Below are 18,598 nucleotides of genomic sequence, written 5' to 3'. Positions count from 1 at the left end.
ACTCCTACTTCGCGGACTCGACGGCGTGGCCGCCGAACTGGTTGCGCAGCGCCGCGACCATCTTCATCTGCGGGGAGTCGTCCTGCCGGGACGAGAACCGCGCGAAGAGGGAGGCCGTGATGGCGGGCAGCGGCACGGCGTTGTCGATGGCCGCCTCGACGGTCCAGCGGCCCTCGCCGGAGTCCTCCGCGTAACCGCGGAGCTGCTGCAGGTGCTCGTCCTCGTCCAGCGCGTTGACCGCCAGGTCGAGCAGCCAGGAACGGATGACCGTGCCCTCCTGCCAGGAGCGGAACACCTCGCGCACGTCCGTCACGGAGTGCACCGCTTCGAGGAGCTCCCAGCCCTCGGCATAGGCCTGCATCATGGCGTACTCGATGCCGTTGTGGACCATCTTCGAGAAGTGGCCGGCGCCCACCTTGCCCGCGTGGACGAACCCGGCGTCGCCCTCCGGCTTGAGGGCGTCGAAGATCGGCTGGACCTTGGCGATGTTCTCGGCGTCGCCGCCGACCATCAGGGCGTAGCCGTTCTGCAGGCCCCAGACGCCGCCCGAGACACCGGCGTCGACGAAGCCGATGCCCTTGGCCGCCAGCTCCCCGGCGTGCTTCTCGTCGTCCGTCCAGCGGGAGTTGCCGCCGTCGACGACGGTGTCGCCCGGCTCCAGCAGGTCCCCGAGCTCGTCGATGACGCCCTGGGTGGGGGCCCCGGCCGGGACCATCACCCAGACCACGCGCGGGCCTTCGAGCTTGCCGACCAGTTCGGTCAGGCTGCTGACGTCGGAGAGGTCCGGATTGCGGTCGTAGCCGATCACGGTGTGGCCCGCGCGGCGAATCCGCTCGCGCATGTTGCCGCCCATCTTGCCGAGGCCGATGAGCCCGAGCTGCATCGCAGTCATGTCAGTTCACTTCTTTCGCAGAGTGCGGTACGTGGCCACGAGGGCGGCGGTGGAGGGATCGAGACCGGGGACGTCGGCACCCTCGGTGAGGGCGGGTTCGACACGCTTGGCGAGGACCTTGCCGAGCTCGACGCCCCACTGGTCGAAGGAGTCGATGTTCCAGATGGCGCCCTGGACGAACACCTTGTGCTCGTAGAGGGCGATCAGCTGGCCGAGGACCGAGGGGGTCAACTCGGCGGCCAGGACGGTGGTCGTCGGGTGGTTGCCGCGGAACGTGCGGTGCGGGACCTGCTCCTCGGGCACCCCCTCCGCGCGCACCTCGTCGGCGGTCCTGCCGAACGCGAGGGCCTGACCCTGGGCGAAGAGGTTGGCCATCAACAGGTCGTGCTGGGCGGCGAGTTCGGCACCCAGATCGTCGACCGGGTTGACGAAGCCGATCAGGTCGGCCGGGATCGTCTTCGTACCCTGGTGGAGCAACTGGTAGTACGCGTGCTGGCCGTTGGTGCCCGGCGTGCCCCACACGACGGGCCCGGTCTGCCACTCGACGGGGTGTCCCTCGCGGTCGACGGACTTGCCGTTGGACTCCATGTCGAGCTGCTGCAAGTACGCGGTGAACTTGGACAGGTAGTGCGAGTACGGCAGCACCGCGTGCGACTGGGCGCCGAAGAAGTCTCCGTACCAGACACCCAGCAGGCCGAGCAGCAAAGGCGCGTTGGCCTCGGCGGGAGCCGTACGGAAGTGTTCGTCGACGGTCCTGAACCCGTCCAGCATCTCCCGGAAGCGGTCCGGGCCGATCGCGATCATCAGCGACAGACCGATCGCCGAGTCGAACGAGTAGCGGCCGCCGACCCAGTCCCAGAACTCGAACATGTTGGCCGTGTCGATACCGAAGTCCGAGACCTTCTCGACGTTCGTGGACAACGCCACGAAGTGCTTGGCGACGGCGTCGGAGCCGGCGTCGGAGCCGGCGTCGGACGCGCCGCCGGACGCGCCGCCTAGACCGGCCAGCAGCCAGGACCGCGCCGAGGTCGCGTTGGTGATCGTCTCGATGGTGGTGAAGGTCTTCGAGGCGACGACGAACAGCGTCTCCGCCGGATCCAGGTCCCGCACCGCCTCGTGCAGGTCGGCCCCGTCCACGTTCGACACGAAGCGGACCGTCAGCTCGCGGTCGGTGAAGGCGCGCAGGGCCTCGTACGCCATCGCCGGGCCCAGGTCCGAGCCGCCGATGCCGATGTTGACGACGTTGCGGATGCGCCTGCCGGTGTGGCCGGTCCACTTGCCGGAGCGGACCTGTTCGGCGAAGTCGGCCATCTTGTCGAGCACGGCGTGCACCTTCGGCACGACGTTCTCGCCGCCGACCTCGACGACCGCGTCGAGCGGGGCGCGCAGCGCGGTGTGCAGCACGGCCCGCCCCTCGGTGACGTTGATCCTCTCGCCGCGGAACATCGCGTCCCGCAGCCCGAACACGTCGGTGGCGGTGGCGAGTTCCTGGAGCAGCGCGAGCGTCTCGTCGGTGATCAGGTGCTTGGAGTAGTCGATGCGCAGGTCACCGACGCGCACGGTGTAGCGCTCGGCGCGCTCCGGGTCCGTCGCGAACAGTTCACGCAGCTGCGGATGGAGGAGTGGTCCCGCGCGGTGGTCCTCCAGGGCCGTCCACTCGGGGCGGCGGGTGAGCCTGGGCGTCCGAGGCTCGGACGGAGGTGTGTCAGGCACGGCTCTCCTCCCTTGCGGAGTCGTCACCGCGCAGGGCGACGGCGTACATCTCGTCCGCGTCCAGGCGCCGCAGCTCCTCGGCGATCAGCTCGGAGGTGCTGCGGACCTTGAGCGCGAGGGTGCGCGAGGGCTGGCCCGGCAGCGACAGCGTCGCGAGGGGGCCCTCGGGGCGGTCGATGACGATCTCGCCGCCCTTGGTGCCGAGCCGGACGGCGGTGACGACGGGCCCCGCGGTCACGACCCGCTCGACCGGGACCTGGAGGCGGGCCTCCAGCCAGCGGGCCAGCAGTTCGGCGCTCGGGTTCTCGGCCTCGCTCTCCACGGCGGCCGAGGTGACCTTCGTACGGGCCTGGTCCAGGGCGGCCGCGAGCATGGAACGCCACGGGGTCAGCCGGGTCCAGGCCAGGTCGGTGTCGCCCGGTGCGTACGAGGCGGCACGGGCCTCCAGGGCCGCGAGCGGCGTCTCGACCGCGTACATGTCGGTGATCCGGCGCTGGGCGAGGGCGCCCAGCGGGTCCTTGGCCGGGACCTCGGGAGCGTCCACCGGCCACCACACGACGACCGGCGCGTCCGGCAGCAACAGTGGCAGGACGACCGAGTCGGCGTGCTCGGACACCTCCCCGTACAGCCGCAGCACGACCGTCTCGCCGGTGCCGGCGTCGGCGCCCACCCGGACGTCGGCGTCGAGGTGCGAGTTGGTGCGGTCGCGCGGGGTGCGGACGTGCCGCTTGATGACGACCAGGGTGCGCGAGGGGTGCTCGTGCGAGGCCTCCTCGGCCGCCTTGATCGAGTCGTATGCGTTCTCCTCGTCCGTGACGATGACCATCGTCAGGACCATGCCCACGGCAGGCGTGCCGATGGCGCGGCGGCCCTCCACTAGGGCCTTGTTGATCTTGCTTGCCGTGGTATCGGTCAGGTCGATCTTCATGGCCTGCGCCAGCTCCGTCCGTCTCGTGCGAGCATCTCGTCGGCTTCCCCGGGACCCCAGCTGCCCGAGGCGTACTGCGCGGGCCTGCCGTACTTGTCCCAGTACTCCTCGATCGGATCGAGGATCTTCCAGGACTCTTCCACCTCCTGGTGACGGGGGAAGAGATTGGCGTCGCCGAGCAGGACATCCAGGATCAGCCGTTCGTACGCCTCCGGGCTGGACTCCGTGAACGACTCGCCGTAGGCGAAGTCCATGGACACGTCCCGGATCTCCATCGACGTACCCGGCACCTTCGATCCGAAGCGCACCGTCATGCCCTCGTCCGGCTGGACACGGAAGACGATGGCGTTGGCGCCGAGCTCCTCCGTGGCGGTGGAGTCGAACGGGGAGTGCGGGGCGCGCTGGAAGACGACCGCGATCTCGGTGACCCGCCGGCCGAGCCGCTTGCCGGTCCGCAGATAGAAGGGGACGCCCGCCCAGCGGCGGTTGTCGACCTCCAGCTTGACGGCCGCGTACGTGTCGGTCTTCGACGCGGGGTCGATGCCCTCCTCTTCGAGGTAGCCGGGCACCTTGGCGCCGCCCTGCCAGCCCTCCGCGTACTGCCCGCGCACGGTGTGCTCGCCCAGGTTCTCCGGCAGCCGCACCGACTTGAGGACCTTGAGCTTCTCGGTGAGCAGCGAGTCCGCGTCGAAGGCGATGGGCTCCTCCATCGCGGTCAGCGCCATGAGCTGGAGCAGGTGGTTCTGGATGACGTCACGGGCCGAGCCGATGCCGTCGTAGTAGCCCGCGCGGCCGCCGATGCCGATGTCCTCGGCCATCGTGATCTGTACGTGATCCACGTACGACCGGTTCCAGACGGGCTCGTACATCTGGTTGGCGAAGCGGAGCGCCAGGATGTTCTGGACGGTCTCCTTGCCGAGGTAGTGGTCGATCCGGAAGACCTGCTCCGGATCGAACACGTCGTGCAGGACCTTGTTCAGCTCACGGGCGCTCTTGAGGTTGTGGCCGAACGGCTTCTCGATCACCGCGCGCCGCCAGGAACCCGCCGGGGCGTCGGCCAGCCCGTGCTTCTTGAGCTGCTTGACGACCTTCGGGAAGAACTTCGGCGGTACGGAGAGGTAGAAGGCGTAGTTGCCGCTGGTGCCCCGGGAGGCGTCCAACTCCTCGACGGCCGCGCGCAGTTGCTTGAACGCCTGGTCGTCACCGAAGTCGCCCGGGATGAACCGCATGCCCTCGGCGAGCTGCTGCCAGACCTCCTCGCGGAACTCCGTACGGGCGTGTTCGCGCACCGAGTCGTGGACGATCTGGGCGAAGTCCTCGTCCTCCCAGTCGCGCCGGGCGAAGCCGACGAGGGAGAAGCCCGGCGGGAGCAGCCCTCGGTTGGCCAGGTCGTAGACGGCCGGCATCAGCTTCTTGCGGGCCAGGTCGCCGGTGACACCGAAGATGACGAGACCGGACGGGCCGGCGATCTTCGGGAGACGACGGTCGCCGGGGTGGCGCAGGGGGTTGTCCCAGTCGGACGCGAGATCCAGCGCATGGGCGAGGGACTCGGGCGTGAGGTCGGCGGGGGCGGGGGCGGGGGCGGAGGCGTCCGGCGTCGTACCGGCCGCTTCGGCCGCGGCGGCCCCGGTCTTCGCTCCTGCGGCCGGTGCCGCTTCGGATGCCTTCGCCGAGGTTCCCTCGGGAAGCTTGTCGCTCATTCCCCGTCAACTCCCTTGCGGCTCAGTGAGACGGCGACCGCGTCGAGCAGCTCGCCCCAGGCGGCCTCGAACTTGGCGACGCCCTCGTCCTCCAGCTGCCGTACGACCTCGTCGTACGGGATGCCCTGCTTCTCGACGGCCTCCAGGTCGGCGCGGGCCTGGGCGTAGCCGCCGGTCACCGTGTCGCCGCGGATCTCGCCGTGGTCGGCGGTGGCGTTGAGCGTGGCCTCCGGCATGGTGTTGACCGTGCCGGGCGCGACCAGCTCGTCGACGTACAGCGTGTCCTTGTAGGCCGGGTCCTTGACGCCGGTCGAGGCCCACAGCGGACGCTGCTTGTTGGCGCTCCCGCCGAGGGCGGTCCAGCGGTCCGAGGAGAAGACGTCCTCGTACGCCTCGTACGCGAGCCGCGCGTTGGCGAGTGCCGCCCTGCCCTTGAGCGCGAGGGCCTCGTCCGTGCCGGCCTTCGCCAGCCGCTTGTCGATCTCGCTGTCGACGCGGGAGACGAAGAAGGAGGCCACGGAGTGGATGGCGGAGAGGTCGAGGCCCGCGGCCCGCGCCTTCTCCAGACCGGCCAGGTAGGCGTCCATCACCTCGCGGTAGCGCTCCAGCGAGAAGATCAGCGTGACGTTGACGCTGATGCCGCGGCCGATGACCTCGGTGATCGCGGGGAGACCGGCCTTCGTCGCCGGGATCTTGATCATCACGTTCGGGCGGTCGACCAGCCAGGCGAGCTGCTTGGCCTCGGCGACCGTCGCCGTCGTGTCGTGGGCGAGGCGCGGGTCGACCTCGATGGAGACCCGGCCGTCCCGGCCGCCGGTCGCGTCGTACACCGGACGCAGGATGTCGGCGGCGGCGCGGACGTCGGCCGTGGTCATCATCCGTACGGCCTCGTCGACCGTCACGCCGCGTGTGGCGAGGTCGGCCAGCTGCTCCTCGTAGCCCTCGCCCGAGCCGATCGCGGCCTGGAAGATGGAGGGGTTGGTGGTGACGCCCACCACGTGCCTGGTCTCGATGAGTTCGGCGAGGTTGCCGGACGCGATCCGCTTGCGGGACAGGTCGTCCAGCCAGATGGAGACGCCTTCGGCGGAGAGGTTCCTGAGGGTTTCCGCGGTTGCGGTTGCTTCGGTCACAGTGATCATCTTCCTTCGTGCGAACGGATCAACCGCGGACGGCTGCCTGGGATTCCCGGGCGGCGGAGGCCACGTTCTCGGGGGTGAAGCCGAATTCGGCGAACAGGGTCCTGGCGTCGGCGGAGGCGCCGAAGTGTTCGAGGGAGACGATGCGTCCATGGTCACCGACGTACCGGTACCAGGTCAGACCGATCCCGGCCTCGACCGCCACGCGGGCCTTCACGGACATCGGCAGCACGCTCTCCCGGTACTCGGCGGACTGCTCCTCGAACCACTCCACGGACGGCATGGACACCACACGGGTGCCCACTCCCTCGGCTTCCAGCTGCTCACGTGCCGCGACGGCGAGCTGCACCTCGGAACCGGTCGCGATGAGGATCACGTCCAGGGTTCCGGTGGAGGAGTCGCGCAGGACGTAACCACCCTTCGCCGCCTCGGGGTTGGCCTCGTACGTCGGTACGCCCTGACGGGTGAGGGCGAGGCCGTGCGGGGCCGGGTCGGTGGCGTGCCGCTTGAGGATCTCGGCCCAGACGATCGAGGTCTCGTTGGCGTCGGCGGGGCGCACGATGTTCAGGCCCGGGATGGCGCGGAGCGAGGCGAGGTGTTCGACCGGCTGGTGGGTCGGGCCGTCCTCGCCGAGTCCGATGGAGTCGTGCGTCCAGACGTACGTCACCGGCAGCTGCATGAGAGCCGACAGGCGGACGGCGTTGCGCATGTAGTCGGAGAAGACGAGGAACGTGCCGCCGTAGATACGGGTGTTGCCGTGCAGCGCGATGCCGTTCATCTCCGCGGCCATCGAGTGCTCACGGATTCCGAAGTGGACGGTTCGGCCGTACGGGTCGGCCTCCGGCAGCGGGTTGCCCTTCGGGAGGAAGGACGACGTCTTGTCGATGGTCGTGTTGTTCGAGCCGGCCAGGTCGGCGGAGCCGCCCCACAGCTCGGGGAGCACATCGCCGAGCGCCTGGAGGACCTTGCCGGACGCGGCTCGGGTCGCGACCGACGTACCCGCCTCGAACGCCGGGAGCGCGGACTCCCAGCCCTCGGGGAGCTGACCGGCCACGATCCGGTCGAAGAGCTTGGCGCGGGCGGGCTGCGCGGTGCGCCACTCGGCCAGCTGCTTGTTCCAGGCGGCGTGCGCCTCGGCGCCCCGGTCCAGGGCCCGCCGGGCGTGGGCGAGCACCTCGTCGGCGACCTCGAAGGTCTGCTCCGGGTCGAAGCCCAGAAGGCGCTTGGTGGCCGCGATCTCCTCGGCGCCGAGCGCCGAGCCGTGCGAGGCCTCGGTGTTCTGGGCGTTAGGGGCGGGCCAGGCGATGATCGTGCGCATCGCGATGATCGAGGGGCGCCCGGTCTCGGCCTTCGCCGCGGTGAGGGCCTCGTGAAGCGCCTGCGGGTCGATGTCGCCGCCGAGCGCGGGCTCGATCCGCTGCACATGCCAGCCGTACGCCTCGTACCGCTTCAGCACGTCCTCGGAGAAGGCGGTGGCGGTGTCGCCCTCGATGGAGATGTGGTTGTCGTCGTAGACGAAGACGAGGTTGCCGAGCTTCTGGTGGCCGGCGAGCGAGGACGCCTCGGCGGAGATGCCCTCCTCCAGGTCGCCGTCGGAGACGATCGCCCAGATGGTGTGGTCGAAGGGGGACTCGCCCTCGGGGGCCTCGGGGTCGAACAGGCCGCGCTCGAAGCGGGCGGCCATCGCCATGCCCACCGCGTTGGCGACGCCCTGGCCGAGGGGGCCCGTGGTCGTCTCGACCCCGGCCGTGTGCCCGTACTCCGGGTGGCCGGGCGTCTTCGAGCCGTGCGTGCGGAACGCCTTGAGGTCGTCCAGCTCCAGCTCGTACCCGGCGAGGAAGAGCTGGGTGTAGAGGGTCAGCGAGGTGTGGCCGGGGGAGAGGACGAAGCGGTCGCGGCCGGTCCACTCGGGATCGGCCGGGTCGTGTCGCATCACCTTCTGAAAGAGGGTGTACGCCGCCGGTGCCAGGCTCATCGCTGTGCCCGGATGGCCGTTGCCGACCTTCTGCACGGCGTCCGCCGCAAGCAGACGGGCCGTGTCGACGGCTCGCCGGTCCAGGTCGGTCCACTCAAGGCTGTCAGGTGTCTGCGTACTCATCTTCAAGAAGTCCTCGGTAGAAGCCCGTAACTGCTCGGTTGCGTTCAAACTTAAAAGTCAGACTTTTGCCGGGGAAGGTGGCCCTGTGTCAGCCTTTGGTGAAAGTGGGACAACGACTGCGGGACCGAGCCGACGCGAGAAGGACATGGCGGACAGAAGCACCCAAGAAGGTGACAGTGGCGGCGGTGACACCGGCGACGGGATCAGAACCTTTCCCTTTCCCGTCGACCTGAGCGTCTGCGGAGTCGGCATGCAGGTCGGCCCGATGGAGCCCGGCCGGACCTGGCACGCGAACGAGGCGATCGAGCGCGTCCACCGCATCGACTTCCACGTGGTCATGCTCTTCGGGGACGGCCCGGTCCGGCACATGGTCGACTTCACCGAGTACGAGGTCTCCGCCGGCGAGCTCCTGTGGATACGCCCCGGCCAGGTCCACCGTTTCTCCAGCACGGAGGCCTACCGCGGAACGGTCCTGATCATGCAGCCGGGCTTCCTGCCCCGCGCCACGGTCGAGGCGACCGGCCTCTACCGCTACGACCTGCCGCCCCTGCTCAGGCCGGACCCGGCCCAGCTCGCCGGACTGCGGGCCGGCCTCGACCAGCTGGAACGCGAGTACGTCGACTCGACCACGCTGCCGCTCAGCCTGCACACCTCCGTGCTGCGGCACTCCCTGACCGCGTTCCTGCTCCGCCTGGCGCACCTCGCCGCCAGCTCCGCCGACTCGGCACGCGATCAGGCGGACACCACCTTCACCCGCTTCCGCGAGGCGGTCGAGAAGGGCTTCGCCACCAACCACAGCGTCAGCGCGTACGCCGACACTCTCGGCTACTCCCGCCGCACCCTCGTCCGGGCGGTCCGCGCCGCGACGGGTGAGACCCCGAAGGGCTTCATAGACAAGCGGGTCGTCCTGGAGGCCAAGCGGCTCCTTGCCCACACGGACATGCCGATCGGCCGCGTCGGGGTCTCCGTGGGCTTCCCCGACGCGGCCAACTTCACCAAGTTCTTCCACCAGCACACCGGGGTGGCGCCGGTGGCGTTCCGGGCGGAACTGCACTGAGGAATCAGCGGAATCGGAGGAGTTCGGCGAGTTGGAGGAATCAAAGGAGGAAGAGGGGGCGGGCCTGTCCGGCCCGCCCCCTCCTCTCCGACTCGGCTCTCAGCGGGCGAAGTTGAACCAGTTCACGTTCACGAAGTCCGCCGGCTGGCCGCTCGTGAAGGTCAGATACACGTCGTGCGTCCCGGTGACGTTGCTGATGTTCGTCGGGACGGTCCGCCAGCTCTGCCACCCGCCGGTGTTGGCGAGCGCGAAGGTGCCGATCGGGGCGCTCGTACGGCTGTCGAGGCGGACTTCGACCAGGCCACTGGCGCCGCCCGCAATACCGCTCGCGACCCGGGCGCTGAACTGCCTGGCCGCCGTGGAGCCGAAGTTGACGCCTCGGTAGAGGGCCCAGTCGCCGTTGGCGAGGGCGCCGATGTTCTGGCCGCCGCCCGAGTCGGTCGTGGTCTCGGTGATCGTGCCGCTCTGACCGTCGAACGACTCGGCCTGGATCGCGCTGTACGCGTCACGGTTGCCGGTCGGCGGAGGCGTGGTGCCGCCCGTGGACTGCAGCACCTGGACGTAGTCGACGACGAGTGGATGGCCGGGCACGGTGGCACCGTCCGGGCCGCCGCCGAAGGCGTCGACGAAACCGCCGCCCATCGCCACGTTCAGGATGATGAAGAAGCCGTGGTTCGTGGCGTTCGACCAGGTCGTCGCGTCGACCTGGTTCGCCCGTACGGTGTGGTAGTTGATGCCGTCGACGTAGAAGCGGATCTCCTCCGGGCTCGTCGACCGGTCCCACTCCATGCCGTACGTGTGGAAGCCCGCCTGGCAGGTCGCGCCCGGGCAGGTGGTCGAGCCGCCGAGGCCGGTCGTCTCGTTGCAGGGGCCGCCCGGGTTGGTGCCGCAGTGCATCGTGGCCCACACGGTGTTGAGCCCCTGGACGTTCTCCAGGATGTCCAGCTCGCCGACGCTCGGCCAGTTCTGGTAGTTGCCGCGGTAGGGCGCGCCCAGCATCCAGAACGCCGGCCAGTAGCCGCGGGCGGCGGCGCCCGTCACGTTCGGCATCTGGATCCGGGACTGGACGCGCAGCTTGCCACCGGCGGGCGGCTGGAAGTCGGTGCGGTTGGTCTCGATGCGGCCCGAGGTCCAGTTGCCCGCGGCGTCGCGGCGCGGGGTGATCCGGAGGTTCCCGGTGCCGTCCAGCGCCACGTTGTTGGTGCTGGACGTCATGTTCTCGATCTCGCCCGTGCCCCAGTTGGCGGGCCCGCCCGGGTAGCCGTGGCCGGTCGCGTACTGCCAGTTCGAGGTGTTGACGCCGGTGCCCGCTGTGCCGTTGAAGTCGTCGACGAAGACCTGGGTCCAGCCGCTGGGCGGCGCGGGCGCGTCCGCCTCTGCTGCCGATGCCCCGGCCGCCGCCAGGCTGAGCACGCTGACCAGCGCGATGAGCGTGCGCCGGAGTGGACCGCGTCTGACGGGTGTGCCTGAAGTTTCCCTCATGGGTGCCTCTTCGGGTACGGAGTGGGGGTGCGCGGGTGGTTCGGGGGTGCGCGAGAGCAGCTGAGAGCGCTCTCAACGCAGCTGCGCGGCCAATGTGCTCTTCGGCACTCCGGTCGTCAAGAGGTAAAGCAGAGAAAGCCCTCAGCGGGCAGGGGAGTTCACACCATGAAGGAGGGACGGATCGGACGGTGAACGAGGGAGGGATCGGACCGCGAAGGCGAGGACGCATCTGACGTGGCGTCAGAGAGCGCTTCCCGCCTGCCAGTCCGTCCACGACAGGTTCCAGCCGTTGAGGCCGTTGGCCGGATCGACCGTGTCCTCGCCCGAGTTCTCGACCACGACCACGTCTCCGAGCATGGAACTCTCGTAGAACGCGTAGCCCGGCGTGGACTTGTCGTCCGCGCCCTTCGTGTCACGCAGTCCGACGCACCCGTGACTGGTGTTGCTGCTGCCGAAGATCGACGCCGACGCCCAGTAGTTGCCGTGGATGAACGTGCCCGACGTGGTGAGGCGTTGCGCGTGCGGCACGTCGTCGATGTCGTACTCGTCGCCGAGCCCGACGGTGGAGGACTCCATCCGCGTCTCCTCGAACCGCTCGCTGATCACCATGATTCCGGACCAGGTGGTGTGCTCGGCGTCCCCGCCGGACACGGGATACGTGGCGAGTGTCTGCCCGTCCCGCCGTACCGTCATCGTCTTCTTCGCCAGATCGACCGTGCTGATCTGCTCGCGGCCGATGTGGAACGTGACGTCCTTGGACTGGGTGCCGTAGACGCCGTCCGCGCCCTCGACGTCCTTCAGCCGCAGGCCGAGCGTGATCTTTGTGCCCGCTGCCCAGTACTCCTCGGGCCTGAAGTCCAGCCGGGTGTCGCTGAACCAGTGGCCCACCACCGCCACCTTCGGGTCCGCCGTCACGGTGATCGCCTTCTCGACGGCGGCGCGGTCCGTCACGGCGTGCGTGAAGTTGATCGAGACGGGCATGCCGACGCCGGAGGTCGAGCCCGCCTCCGGTGTGAAGTAGCCGACGAACGTGTCGGCAGGGGCTTCGGTGGTGAAGGCCACGGTCTCCGCCGCGCCGCCCTGCGCCTCGGCTGTCACCGTGTACGCCGTGCCGGAGTACGGGTTTCGGGTGGAGGTCCACTTCGTGCGGGTGTCGTTGAAGGTGCCGGGGAGGGCGGAGCCGTCGTCGCTCGTCACCTTGACGCGGGAGAGAGTGCCGGTCGAGGCGGTGACCCGGACGGGGCTGGTGAAGGCGGCGTTCCTGGTGCCGTCGGCGGGCGTGATCGTGAGGGTGGGGGCGGTGGCCTCGGCCGCCTTCGGAGTGCTTGTGCCGGAGGCGGCCGAGGCGGTGCATCCCGTCAGCACGGCGGCCGGTACGAACCCGAGGACGGCGAGCACGCCCCGCCGGGACCACGTCTCCGGCTGCTCCGGCGTCCTGGGCTCTTCCGGCTGCTCCGGCCGGTTGGATATGTGCGGGACGCCCACGGGGTGCCTTCCTGCTGTGACCACTGGTGCGCTCGCATCGTGCGCCTCTTGTATGGGGTGGGCCTTTGAATCGGGCGGGTCCTGGCTGAGATTGCTGTGAGGAGACCGTGAGAGCGGCTGAGACGACTGACGGTGCTCGCGTTTCCGGGGAGGGCCACGGTCCGGGTCCTGTTCGGTCACGTGTCGGAGAAGGGGGGTGCTCCGGGGCGGTAGCCCGGGGAGTGTGCGGGCATGGCGAGACGCGGGGGATGTCTGATCAACGGGTGTCTGGGTGTGCTGGTGCTCGGTGTCGCCCTCGCCGTACTTGTCGCCGGAGGGACCTACGCGGCCTACGAACGGGACGAGGGCAAGGCGCGCGACCAGGTCGAGGCGGGCGCCGAGCGGGCAGAGGCCGAGCTGTCCAGGGCGGCCGAGGACGGCACGCTTCTCGGCACGGAGATCGCCAGGGCCGTACACGGTGGCGTGGTGCGGCGGCAGGGCCGTGACGTCACGGTGACCGGCGCGTTCATCGGGCAGGTGAACGGCTGGTACGTCGGCGGCATGGTTGCCGAGGACTGCTACCGCTTCAAGGTCGTCCCGCCCGCTGCGGCCGTGCGGGAAGTGGTCGAGGAGGGGTGCGGTTACGCCCTGAAGACAGCACGCCGGGATCCGGCGGCGGTCGCCGACGACGTGGTTGTGGAGCTGCGGTCGGCGGTGGCCCGGGGAGGGGTCGCGGCCGCGCGTACCGCGCAGGTGTGGCAGACCCCGGGCATCACCGTCGAGGACACCGAGACCGAGGGCGGCCGACTGACCAGTCTTGTCCGGCTGGACGGCGGCACCGGACAACAGGGCAAGGACTGCTACGAGTTCCGGGCGGCCAAGTCCTCGGTCACCGCCAAGAGGCTGAAGCCGGAGGGTTGTTACCGGCTCCAGTGACCCATTGCTGCCGTGACGCCCGTCGCTGGTCGCTTCGGGGAGCGAGGTCGGCAGGGGACGGGTACTCGCGCGGCGGATCTGCCGATGGATACGGTCCTTCCATGTCCGACTCAACCGAAGCCATCAGCGAGCGCAACGCCGAGGTCGTCCGCCGCTACCTTCGGGTCTTCGAGACGAAGGAAGTCGCCGAGTTCGAAGAGCTCGTCGCCGAGGACGTCCTCGTTCACGGTGCGGGCCTGCATGTTAGGGGCCGGCACTATCCCGAGGGATCGGTGCTGACTCCGGGGCTGTCCAACTGCCGTGTCCAAGTGGACGACCTGTTCGCCGCCGGCGACCGGGTCACCGCAGCTTTCACCCTTACGTACAGCCACGACCGCAGCGGCCGGGATCTCACCATGACGGGAGTCAAGTCCTACCGGCTCCGAGAAGGACGGATCGTCGAGTACTGGGGCGAGACCGACCTCTACGGCCTTCTCCGCCAGGCCGGACTCGTACCCGAGCAGATTCCCCCCTTCTGACGGGGACCGCACCCCGCCACCGACCGCCGGGCAGCCCCAGGACCCGGCCGCGTCTCCGAGTGCGACGAAGGCCCCAGTCCGGAGGGGCCGGGGCCAACGCTCAGTGCTGCGCGGGAAGTTCAGGGATGTGCGGTGACTTCAGTGCTGCTTGGTGAGTTCGGGCTCGGCAGGCCGTGCCTCCTCGTGCAGCCCGAACCGGTCGTGGGCCCGCCGCAGCCGCGGGGGCGCCCACCAGGCGCGTCGGCCGAGCAGTGCCATGGTCGCCGGGACCAGGAGCATCCGTACGAGGGTCGCGTCGATCAGTACCGCGAGGGTCAGCCCGAGGCCGATCTGCAGGATGGGTGCGAAGCCGCCCGTCATGAAGGCGCCGAAGACGACGGCGAGCAGCAGGGCGGCGCAGGTGACCACGCGTCCGGAGCGGCGCAGCCCGGTCACCACGGCCTCGCGGTCGTCGCCGCTCTGCAGCCGTGCCTCCCGCATCCGGGCGAGGATGAACAGCTCGTAGTCCATGGCGAGCCCGAAGGCGATCGCGATGATCAGCGGAGGTGCGGTCAGGCTCAGCGCGCCGAGTTCCTGGGAGCCCAGCACCGAGGCCAGATGCCCGTCCTGGAACACCCAGACCACCACACCGAGCGCGGCACCCAGGCTGAGCAGCGTGGTGACGATGGTGCGCAGCGGAATCAGGACCGAGCCGGTGAAGGCGAAGAGCAGGAGGAAGATACCGGCCAGGACGGTGACGGCGGCCCAGGGTGCTCGGTCGCCGAGCATCGCGCGGAAGTCGACGAGGCGGGCCGCGACACCGGTGACCTCGACGGGCTCGTCGCCTCGTATGTCCCGTACGCGCTGGACCAGTTCGGTCGCCTCCTTGCCGTCGGCGCTGCCGCCCGGCCGCAGGTTCAGGACCGTCGTGCCGCCCGGCAGGTCACGGGATTCGGCGCCCGGCGAGAGAGCCCGGATCCGGTCGGCCGTCGCGGGGGCGGTGCCCGGCTTCAGGACCACGGTCACCGGGGAGACTCCGGTGCCCGGTGGGAAATGGTCCTCCACGGTGTCGTCCAACTGGCGTGCCTCCGTGCTCGACGGCAACTGCTGGGCGTCCCCGATGTTGATCTTCATGCCGGTGACGGGCAGGGCGAGGACGAGCAGGGTGAGGGCGGAGGCCGCTGTCACGACGACCGGTCGGCCCGTGGCGAACCGGGCGAGACGGGCGAAGACACGGCCCTCCTCACCGGCGGGCTTGGTGCGTGCCGGGGCGATCTTTCCGCCGAAGCGGGCCAGCAGCGCGGGCAGCAGGGTGAGCGCGGCCAGCATGTCGACGACCACCACGGCGGCCACGGCGAGGCCCATGCTGCGCAGGAACGTGCTGGGGAACACCAGCAGACCCGTGAGGCTGACGGCCACGGTCAGGCCGGAGAAGAGGACCGTGCGTCCGGCGCGGGCCACCGTGCGGTGCACGGCCTCCACCACGTCGTCGGTGGTACGGCGTTCCTCGCGGAAGCGGACCACCATCAACAGGGCGTAGTCCACGGCCAGTCCGAGGCCGAGCATGGTCGTCACCTGGATCGCGTACACGGAGATGTCGGTGAACTGGCTGAAGCCGAACAGCGCCAGGAACGCGCCCGCGATGCCGCTGACCGCGACCAGCAGGGGCAGTCCGGCAGCGCGCAGTCCGCCGAAGATGACGAGCAGCAGGACGAGAACCACCGGCAGCGAGATGATCTCCGCACGCGCCACGTCCTCCTGGGCTCGCTCGCCGAGCTGCTGCCCGAGCAACGGGCCCCCGCTGACGTGGACTTCGGGTGCCTTGATCTCGTGGATGCGGTCACTGGCCGTGTCCAGGACCTTCTCCTCCGCCTCGTCGTCGAGGCCGCCCTTGAGCGTCACCGGGATGACGAGGGCCTGCCCGTCCTCCGCGAGAAGGCCGGGTGTGTCGTACGGGTCGGGCACGGCCGCGATGCCGGCGGCGTCGCGCAGGTCGGCGACGGCGGCCTCGACCTGGGTGCGCAACCCCGGGTCGGACACCGCTGTGCCGCCGACCACCGCGGTGATCGACTCGCCGACGGGGTCGATGCCGTCGAGGTGCACGGCGGCCCGGTCCGACTCGGTGCCCGGCACGTCCGGCACCGAGTCGCTGAGCCGCCCGAACACGCCCGTCCCGAGCCCGAAGCCGAGCAGCAGGAAGAGCAGCCAGAGGCCGATCACGGTCAGGGGGCGGCGAGTTGATGCCCTGGCGATGGTGGCGAGCACGGGGTGCCTCCCGGCGGGTTGGCGGTTCTCGGGGTCGTCCCAAGACTCGCGTGGCCGGGCCCGCCACCGGATCGCCGGGGGGAGCGGTTTCGGGGGATCCCTCGCGCGGGTGAGTGGGGGGTATGGCTCCGCCATGCGGGGGATGCGTCTGCGGGCCGGTGGGGGCTGGTCGCGCAGTTCCCCGCGCCCCTCAAAAGCAGGGGCTCCGCCCCAGTTACCTCAGGGGCGCGGGGAACTGCGCGAGCAACCCCCACTCACCCGCACCCGACGAACCACCCCGAACGTTCAGTTCGACCCCGGGGTAACCAACCCCGACTCGTACGCCCGGATGACAGCCTGGACCCGGTCCCGCAGGCCCAGCTTGCCGAGGATATTGCTGACGTGAGTTTTCACGGTGTGCTCGCTGACGAACAGTGTCGTCGCGATCTCCGCGTTGGAGAGGCCGCGGGCCAGCAGCCGCAGGGTCTCCTCCTCGCGGGCCGTCAGGACGTCGAGCCGTGCCGACGAGGGCGGCGGAGCCGACGCCTCGGCCCGCCGTCGCTGGATGATGTCGGCCACCAGCCGCCGTGTCACCGACGGCGCGAGCAGCGAGTCGCCGGCCGCGACCACGCGCACCGCGTGCACGAGGTCGTCCCGGCGTACGTCCTTGAGCAGGAAGCCGCTGGCACCCGCGTACAACGCCTCGTACACGTACTCGTCGAGGTCGAACGTCGTCAGCATGACCACCCGGCACCCGGACTGCGCGCAGACCAGCCGGGCCGCCTCCAGGCCGTCCATCCGGGGCATGCGGATGTCGAGCAGCAGCACGTCGGGCGTGTGCCGCTGGACCGCGGCCACCGCCTCGACGCCGTCCCCGGCCTCCGCGACCACCTCGATGTCGGGCTGGGCCTCAAGGATCATGCTGAACCCGCTGCGGACCAGCTCCTGGTCGTCGGCGACCACCACGCGGATGCTCACCCCAGAGCCGCCTGCCGGTCGACGGCCACCGGGAGGCGTACGGCGACCCGGAAGCCGCCGTCGGGCCCGGGTCCCGTACGGGCCGTGCCCCCGCAGGCGGCTGCCCGCTCGCGGATCCCGATCAGGCCGTGGCTGGCCCCGCCCTCACTCCCGCGCCCGCTTCCCCCGTGGTCCGCGGGGCCGCGCCCGTCGTCCGTCACCGTGAGCGTCAACTCGTCCTCCGTCCAGTCGAGTTCGACCCGCGCCAGGGAAGCGTACGCGTGCTTCACGGTGTTGGTCAGGGCCTCCTGGACCACGCGGTACGCGGCGACCTCGGTGTCCGGGTGCAACGGACGCGGCTCGCCGGTGGCGCGGAGCTCGACGCGCAGACCGGCGGACTCCGCGACCTGCCGGACCAGTTCGGCCAGGGCCGCCACACCGGGCTGCGGCAACCGGACGGAAGTACCGTTCACCGGCTCGTCCTTGAGCACGCCGAGGATCCGCCGCAGCTGGTTCATCGCGTCGCGCCCGGCGGCGGCGATGGCGTCGAACGCCGTCTCCGCGCGCTCGGGATCGCTGCGCACCACCACGGGTCCGGCCTCCGCCTGCACGACCATCAGGCTCACCGCGTGGGCCAGGATGTCGTGCATGTCCCGGGCGATCCTGGCCCGTTCCCGCGCGACGGCCCGCGCGGTGTCGGCGGCCCGCTCCCGCTCCAGCCGGCGGGCCCGGTCCTCCAGCGCCGCGGTGTACGCCCGCTGGAGACGGGACAGCATCCCGAACCCGTACGCGCTGACGCAGCTCAGCAACTGGAAGGCGTACTCGAAGGGTTGGGCGCCCTCCTTGTGCATCATGGTCATCGACACTCCGACCAGCCACCCCATCAGCATGAAGCGCCGCTGCCAGGGCAGGGCGATCGCGGCCATCGTGTAGAGCACGACCAGGCCGCCGTACATCACGTCGGGCGGCGGCGCGTGGTAGACCGCCATGGCGGGCGTGAAGACCGAGACACCGCAGGCCGCCAGGAGCGGTGCCCGCCGCCGCCACACCAGCGGCACCGCCGTACCGGCGCCCAGCAGGAACCCCTGCCAGGTGAGGCGGTCGTCGCCGTCGTCGGGGAACATCCACTGCAGCGACGCGGCGAACAGCACCAGCGCGGCGAGCGCGGTGTCGACGACGTACGGGTTTGCCGCGCGCAGGCGTGCGACGGCGGGTGTGATCCAGGACTGGGCGGACACGGACATACGCGGCTCCTCGGGGCAAGGGCCGTCTCAGTATCGGATGGCCACCGGGCCGCGTCCTCACCGGTGAGAGGGATATCCGACGCCCGCCCATGCTGGACGGGGCTCGCCATGCTGGACGACGCCCGCCATCCTGGACGGGGCTCGCCATGCCAGACGGGGCTCGCCATCCTGGACGGGGCCCGCCATGCCGGACGCGGCCCGCCGTCCCGGACGGGGCACACGTTCCCGGACGGGACCCGCCGTCCCGGAC

Annotated in this window: 14 protein-coding genes; 3 read left to right on the top strand and 11 right to left on the bottom strand. The window is 70.3% G+C overall.

Annotation, left to right across the window (positions count from 1 at the left end; translation table 11 throughout):
• Positions 1–4 precede the first annotated feature (4 nt).
• From gnd to tkt, 6 genes are read right to left on the bottom strand one after another with little or no spacing between them, the layout of a single operon-like run.
• Positions 5–883, bottom strand: coding sequence for a phosphogluconate dehydrogenase (NAD(+)-dependent, decarboxylating) (gnd, locus tag ACZ5VQ_RS08980; protein ID WP_469104582.1), 879 nt, complete (start codon positions 881–883; stop codon positions 5–7).
• A 15-nt stretch (positions 884–898) separates the two neighbouring features.
• A complete protein-coding gene (gene pgi, locus ACZ5VQ_RS08975) occupies positions 899–2,605 on the bottom strand; it encodes a glucose-6-phosphate isomerase (protein ID WP_469104310.1) in 1,707 nt (568 codons plus the stop codon).
• Complete coding sequence (opcA, locus tag ACZ5VQ_RS08970; protein WP_469104309.1) at positions 2,598–3,533, bottom strand: glucose-6-phosphate dehydrogenase assembly protein OpcA; 936 nt, start codon at positions 3,531–3,533, stop codon at positions 2,598–2,600. The genes pgi and opcA overlap by 8 nt, the downstream gene beginning before the upstream one ends.
• On the bottom strand, positions 3,530–5,233 hold the full coding sequence (gene zwf, locus ACZ5VQ_RS08965; protein ID WP_469104308.1) for a glucose-6-phosphate dehydrogenase: 1,704 nt from the start codon (positions 5,231–5,233) through the stop codon (positions 3,530–3,532). Before zwf ends, opcA begins: the two co-directional genes overlap by 4 nt.
• Complete coding sequence (tal, locus tag ACZ5VQ_RS08960) at positions 5,230–6,372, bottom strand: transaldolase (protein WP_469104307.1); 1,143 nt, start codon at positions 6,370–6,372, stop codon at positions 5,230–5,232. Before tal ends, zwf begins: the two co-directional genes overlap by 4 nt.
• 19 nt (positions 6,373–6,391) lie before the next feature.
• A complete protein-coding gene (gene tkt / locus ACZ5VQ_RS08955; protein WP_469104306.1) occupies positions 6,392–8,467 on the bottom strand; it encodes a transketolase in 2,076 nt (691 codons plus the stop codon).
• Positions 8,468–8,612: 145 nt separating this feature from the next.
• On the opposite strand from tkt, the gene ACZ5VQ_RS08950 reads away from it, so the two are divergent.
• The gene (locus tag ACZ5VQ_RS08950; RefSeq protein WP_469104305.1) at positions 8,613–9,524 is read left to right on the top strand and encodes a helix-turn-helix domain-containing protein; all 912 of its coding nucleotides are present in this window, start codon (positions 8,613–8,615) and stop codon (positions 9,522–9,524) included.
• 99 nt (positions 9,525–9,623) lie between these two features.
• Here ACZ5VQ_RS08950 and ACZ5VQ_RS08945 read toward each other — a convergent pair whose 3' ends face one another.
• Both ACZ5VQ_RS08945 and ACZ5VQ_RS08940 read right to left on the bottom strand, forming a co-directional pair.
• Entirely contained in the window at positions 9,624–11,006 is a 1,383-nt protein-coding gene (locus ACZ5VQ_RS08945) for a glycoside hydrolase family 16 protein (RefSeq protein WP_469104304.1), read from the bottom strand.
• A 240-nt stretch (positions 11,007–11,246) separates the two neighbouring features.
• Positions 11,247–12,491, bottom strand: a complete 1,245-nt coding sequence (locus tag ACZ5VQ_RS08940; RefSeq protein ID WP_469104303.1) for a L,D-transpeptidase — start codon at positions 12,489–12,491, stop codon at positions 11,247–11,249.
• A gap of 231 nt (positions 12,492–12,722) precedes the next feature.
• Between ACZ5VQ_RS08940 and ACZ5VQ_RS08935 the strand changes: the two genes are divergently transcribed.
• Entirely contained in the window at positions 12,723–13,406 is a 684-nt protein-coding gene (locus ACZ5VQ_RS08935; protein ID WP_469104302.1) for a hypothetical protein, read from the top strand.
• Between the two features lie 101 nt (positions 13,407–13,507).
• Positions 13,508–13,924, top strand: a complete 417-nt coding sequence (locus ACZ5VQ_RS08930; protein WP_469104301.1) for an ester cyclase — start codon at positions 13,508–13,510, stop codon at positions 13,922–13,924.
• 138 nt (positions 13,925–14,062) lie between these two features.
• Here ACZ5VQ_RS08930 and ACZ5VQ_RS08925 read toward each other — a convergent pair whose 3' ends face one another.
• The 3 genes from ACZ5VQ_RS08925 to ACZ5VQ_RS08915 all read right to left on the bottom strand — a co-directional run bounded on the left by ACZ5VQ_RS08925 (position 14,063) and on the right by ACZ5VQ_RS08915 (position 18,348).
• The gene (locus tag ACZ5VQ_RS08925) at positions 14,063–16,168 is read right to left on the bottom strand and encodes an MMPL family transporter (protein WP_469104300.1); all 2,106 of its coding nucleotides are present in this window, start codon (positions 16,166–16,168) and stop codon (positions 14,063–14,065) included.
• A 285-nt stretch (positions 16,169–16,453) separates the two neighbouring features.
• Positions 16,454–17,125, bottom strand: coding sequence for a response regulator (locus ACZ5VQ_RS08920; protein WP_469104299.1), 672 nt, complete (start codon positions 17,123–17,125; stop codon positions 16,454–16,456).
• Entirely contained in the window at positions 17,122–18,348 is a 1,227-nt protein-coding gene (locus ACZ5VQ_RS08915) for a sensor histidine kinase (RefSeq protein WP_469104298.1), read from the bottom strand. The genes ACZ5VQ_RS08920 and ACZ5VQ_RS08915 overlap by 4 nt, the downstream gene beginning before the upstream one ends.
• Positions 18,349–18,598 lie beyond the last annotated feature (250 nt).

The sequence above is a fragment of the Streptomyces sp. NPDC033178 genome (genome assembly GCF_055577685.1).
This window is presented reverse-complemented; position numbering and strand designations above follow the sequence as displayed.

What these genes read in the sequence shown, in the direction of transcription:
- opcA (WP_469104309.1), bottom strand. Translation starts at nt 3,533, where the DNA reads ATGAAGATCGACCTGACCGATACCACGGCAAGCAAGATCAACAAGGCC.
- ACZ5VQ_RS08930 (WP_469104301.1), top strand. Translation starts at nt 13,508, where the DNA reads ATGTCCGACTCAACCGAAGCCATCAGCGAGCGCAACGCCGAGGTCGTC.
- zwf (WP_469104308.1), bottom strand. Translation starts at nt 5,233, where the DNA reads ATGAGCGACAAGCTTCCCGAGGGAACCTCGGCGAAGGCATCCGAAGCG.
- tal (WP_469104307.1), bottom strand. Translation starts at nt 6,372, where the DNA reads ATGATCACTGTGACCGAAGCAACCGCAACCGCGGAAACCCTCAGGAAC.
- ACZ5VQ_RS08935 (WP_469104302.1), top strand. Translation starts at nt 12,723, where the DNA reads ATGGCGAGACGCGGGGGATGTCTGATCAACGGGTGTCTGGGTGTGCTG.
- tkt (WP_469104306.1), bottom strand. Translation starts at nt 8,467, where the DNA reads ATGAGTACGCAGACACCTGACAGCCTTGAGTGGACCGACCTGGACCGG.
- ACZ5VQ_RS08950 (WP_469104305.1), top strand. Translation starts at nt 8,613, where the DNA reads ATGGCGGACAGAAGCACCCAAGAAGGTGACAGTGGCGGCGGTGACACC.
- ACZ5VQ_RS08945 (WP_469104304.1), bottom strand. Translation starts at nt 11,006, where the DNA reads ATGAGGGAAACTTCAGGCACACCCGTCAGACGCGGTCCACTCCGGCGC.
- gnd (WP_469104582.1), bottom strand. Translation starts at nt 883, where the DNA reads ATGCAGCTCGGGCTCATCGGCCTCGGCAAGATGGGCGGCAACATGCGC.
- ACZ5VQ_RS08915 (WP_469104298.1), bottom strand. Translation starts at nt 18,348, where the DNA reads ATGTCCGTGTCCGCCCAGTCCTGGATCACACCCGCCGTCGCACGCCTG.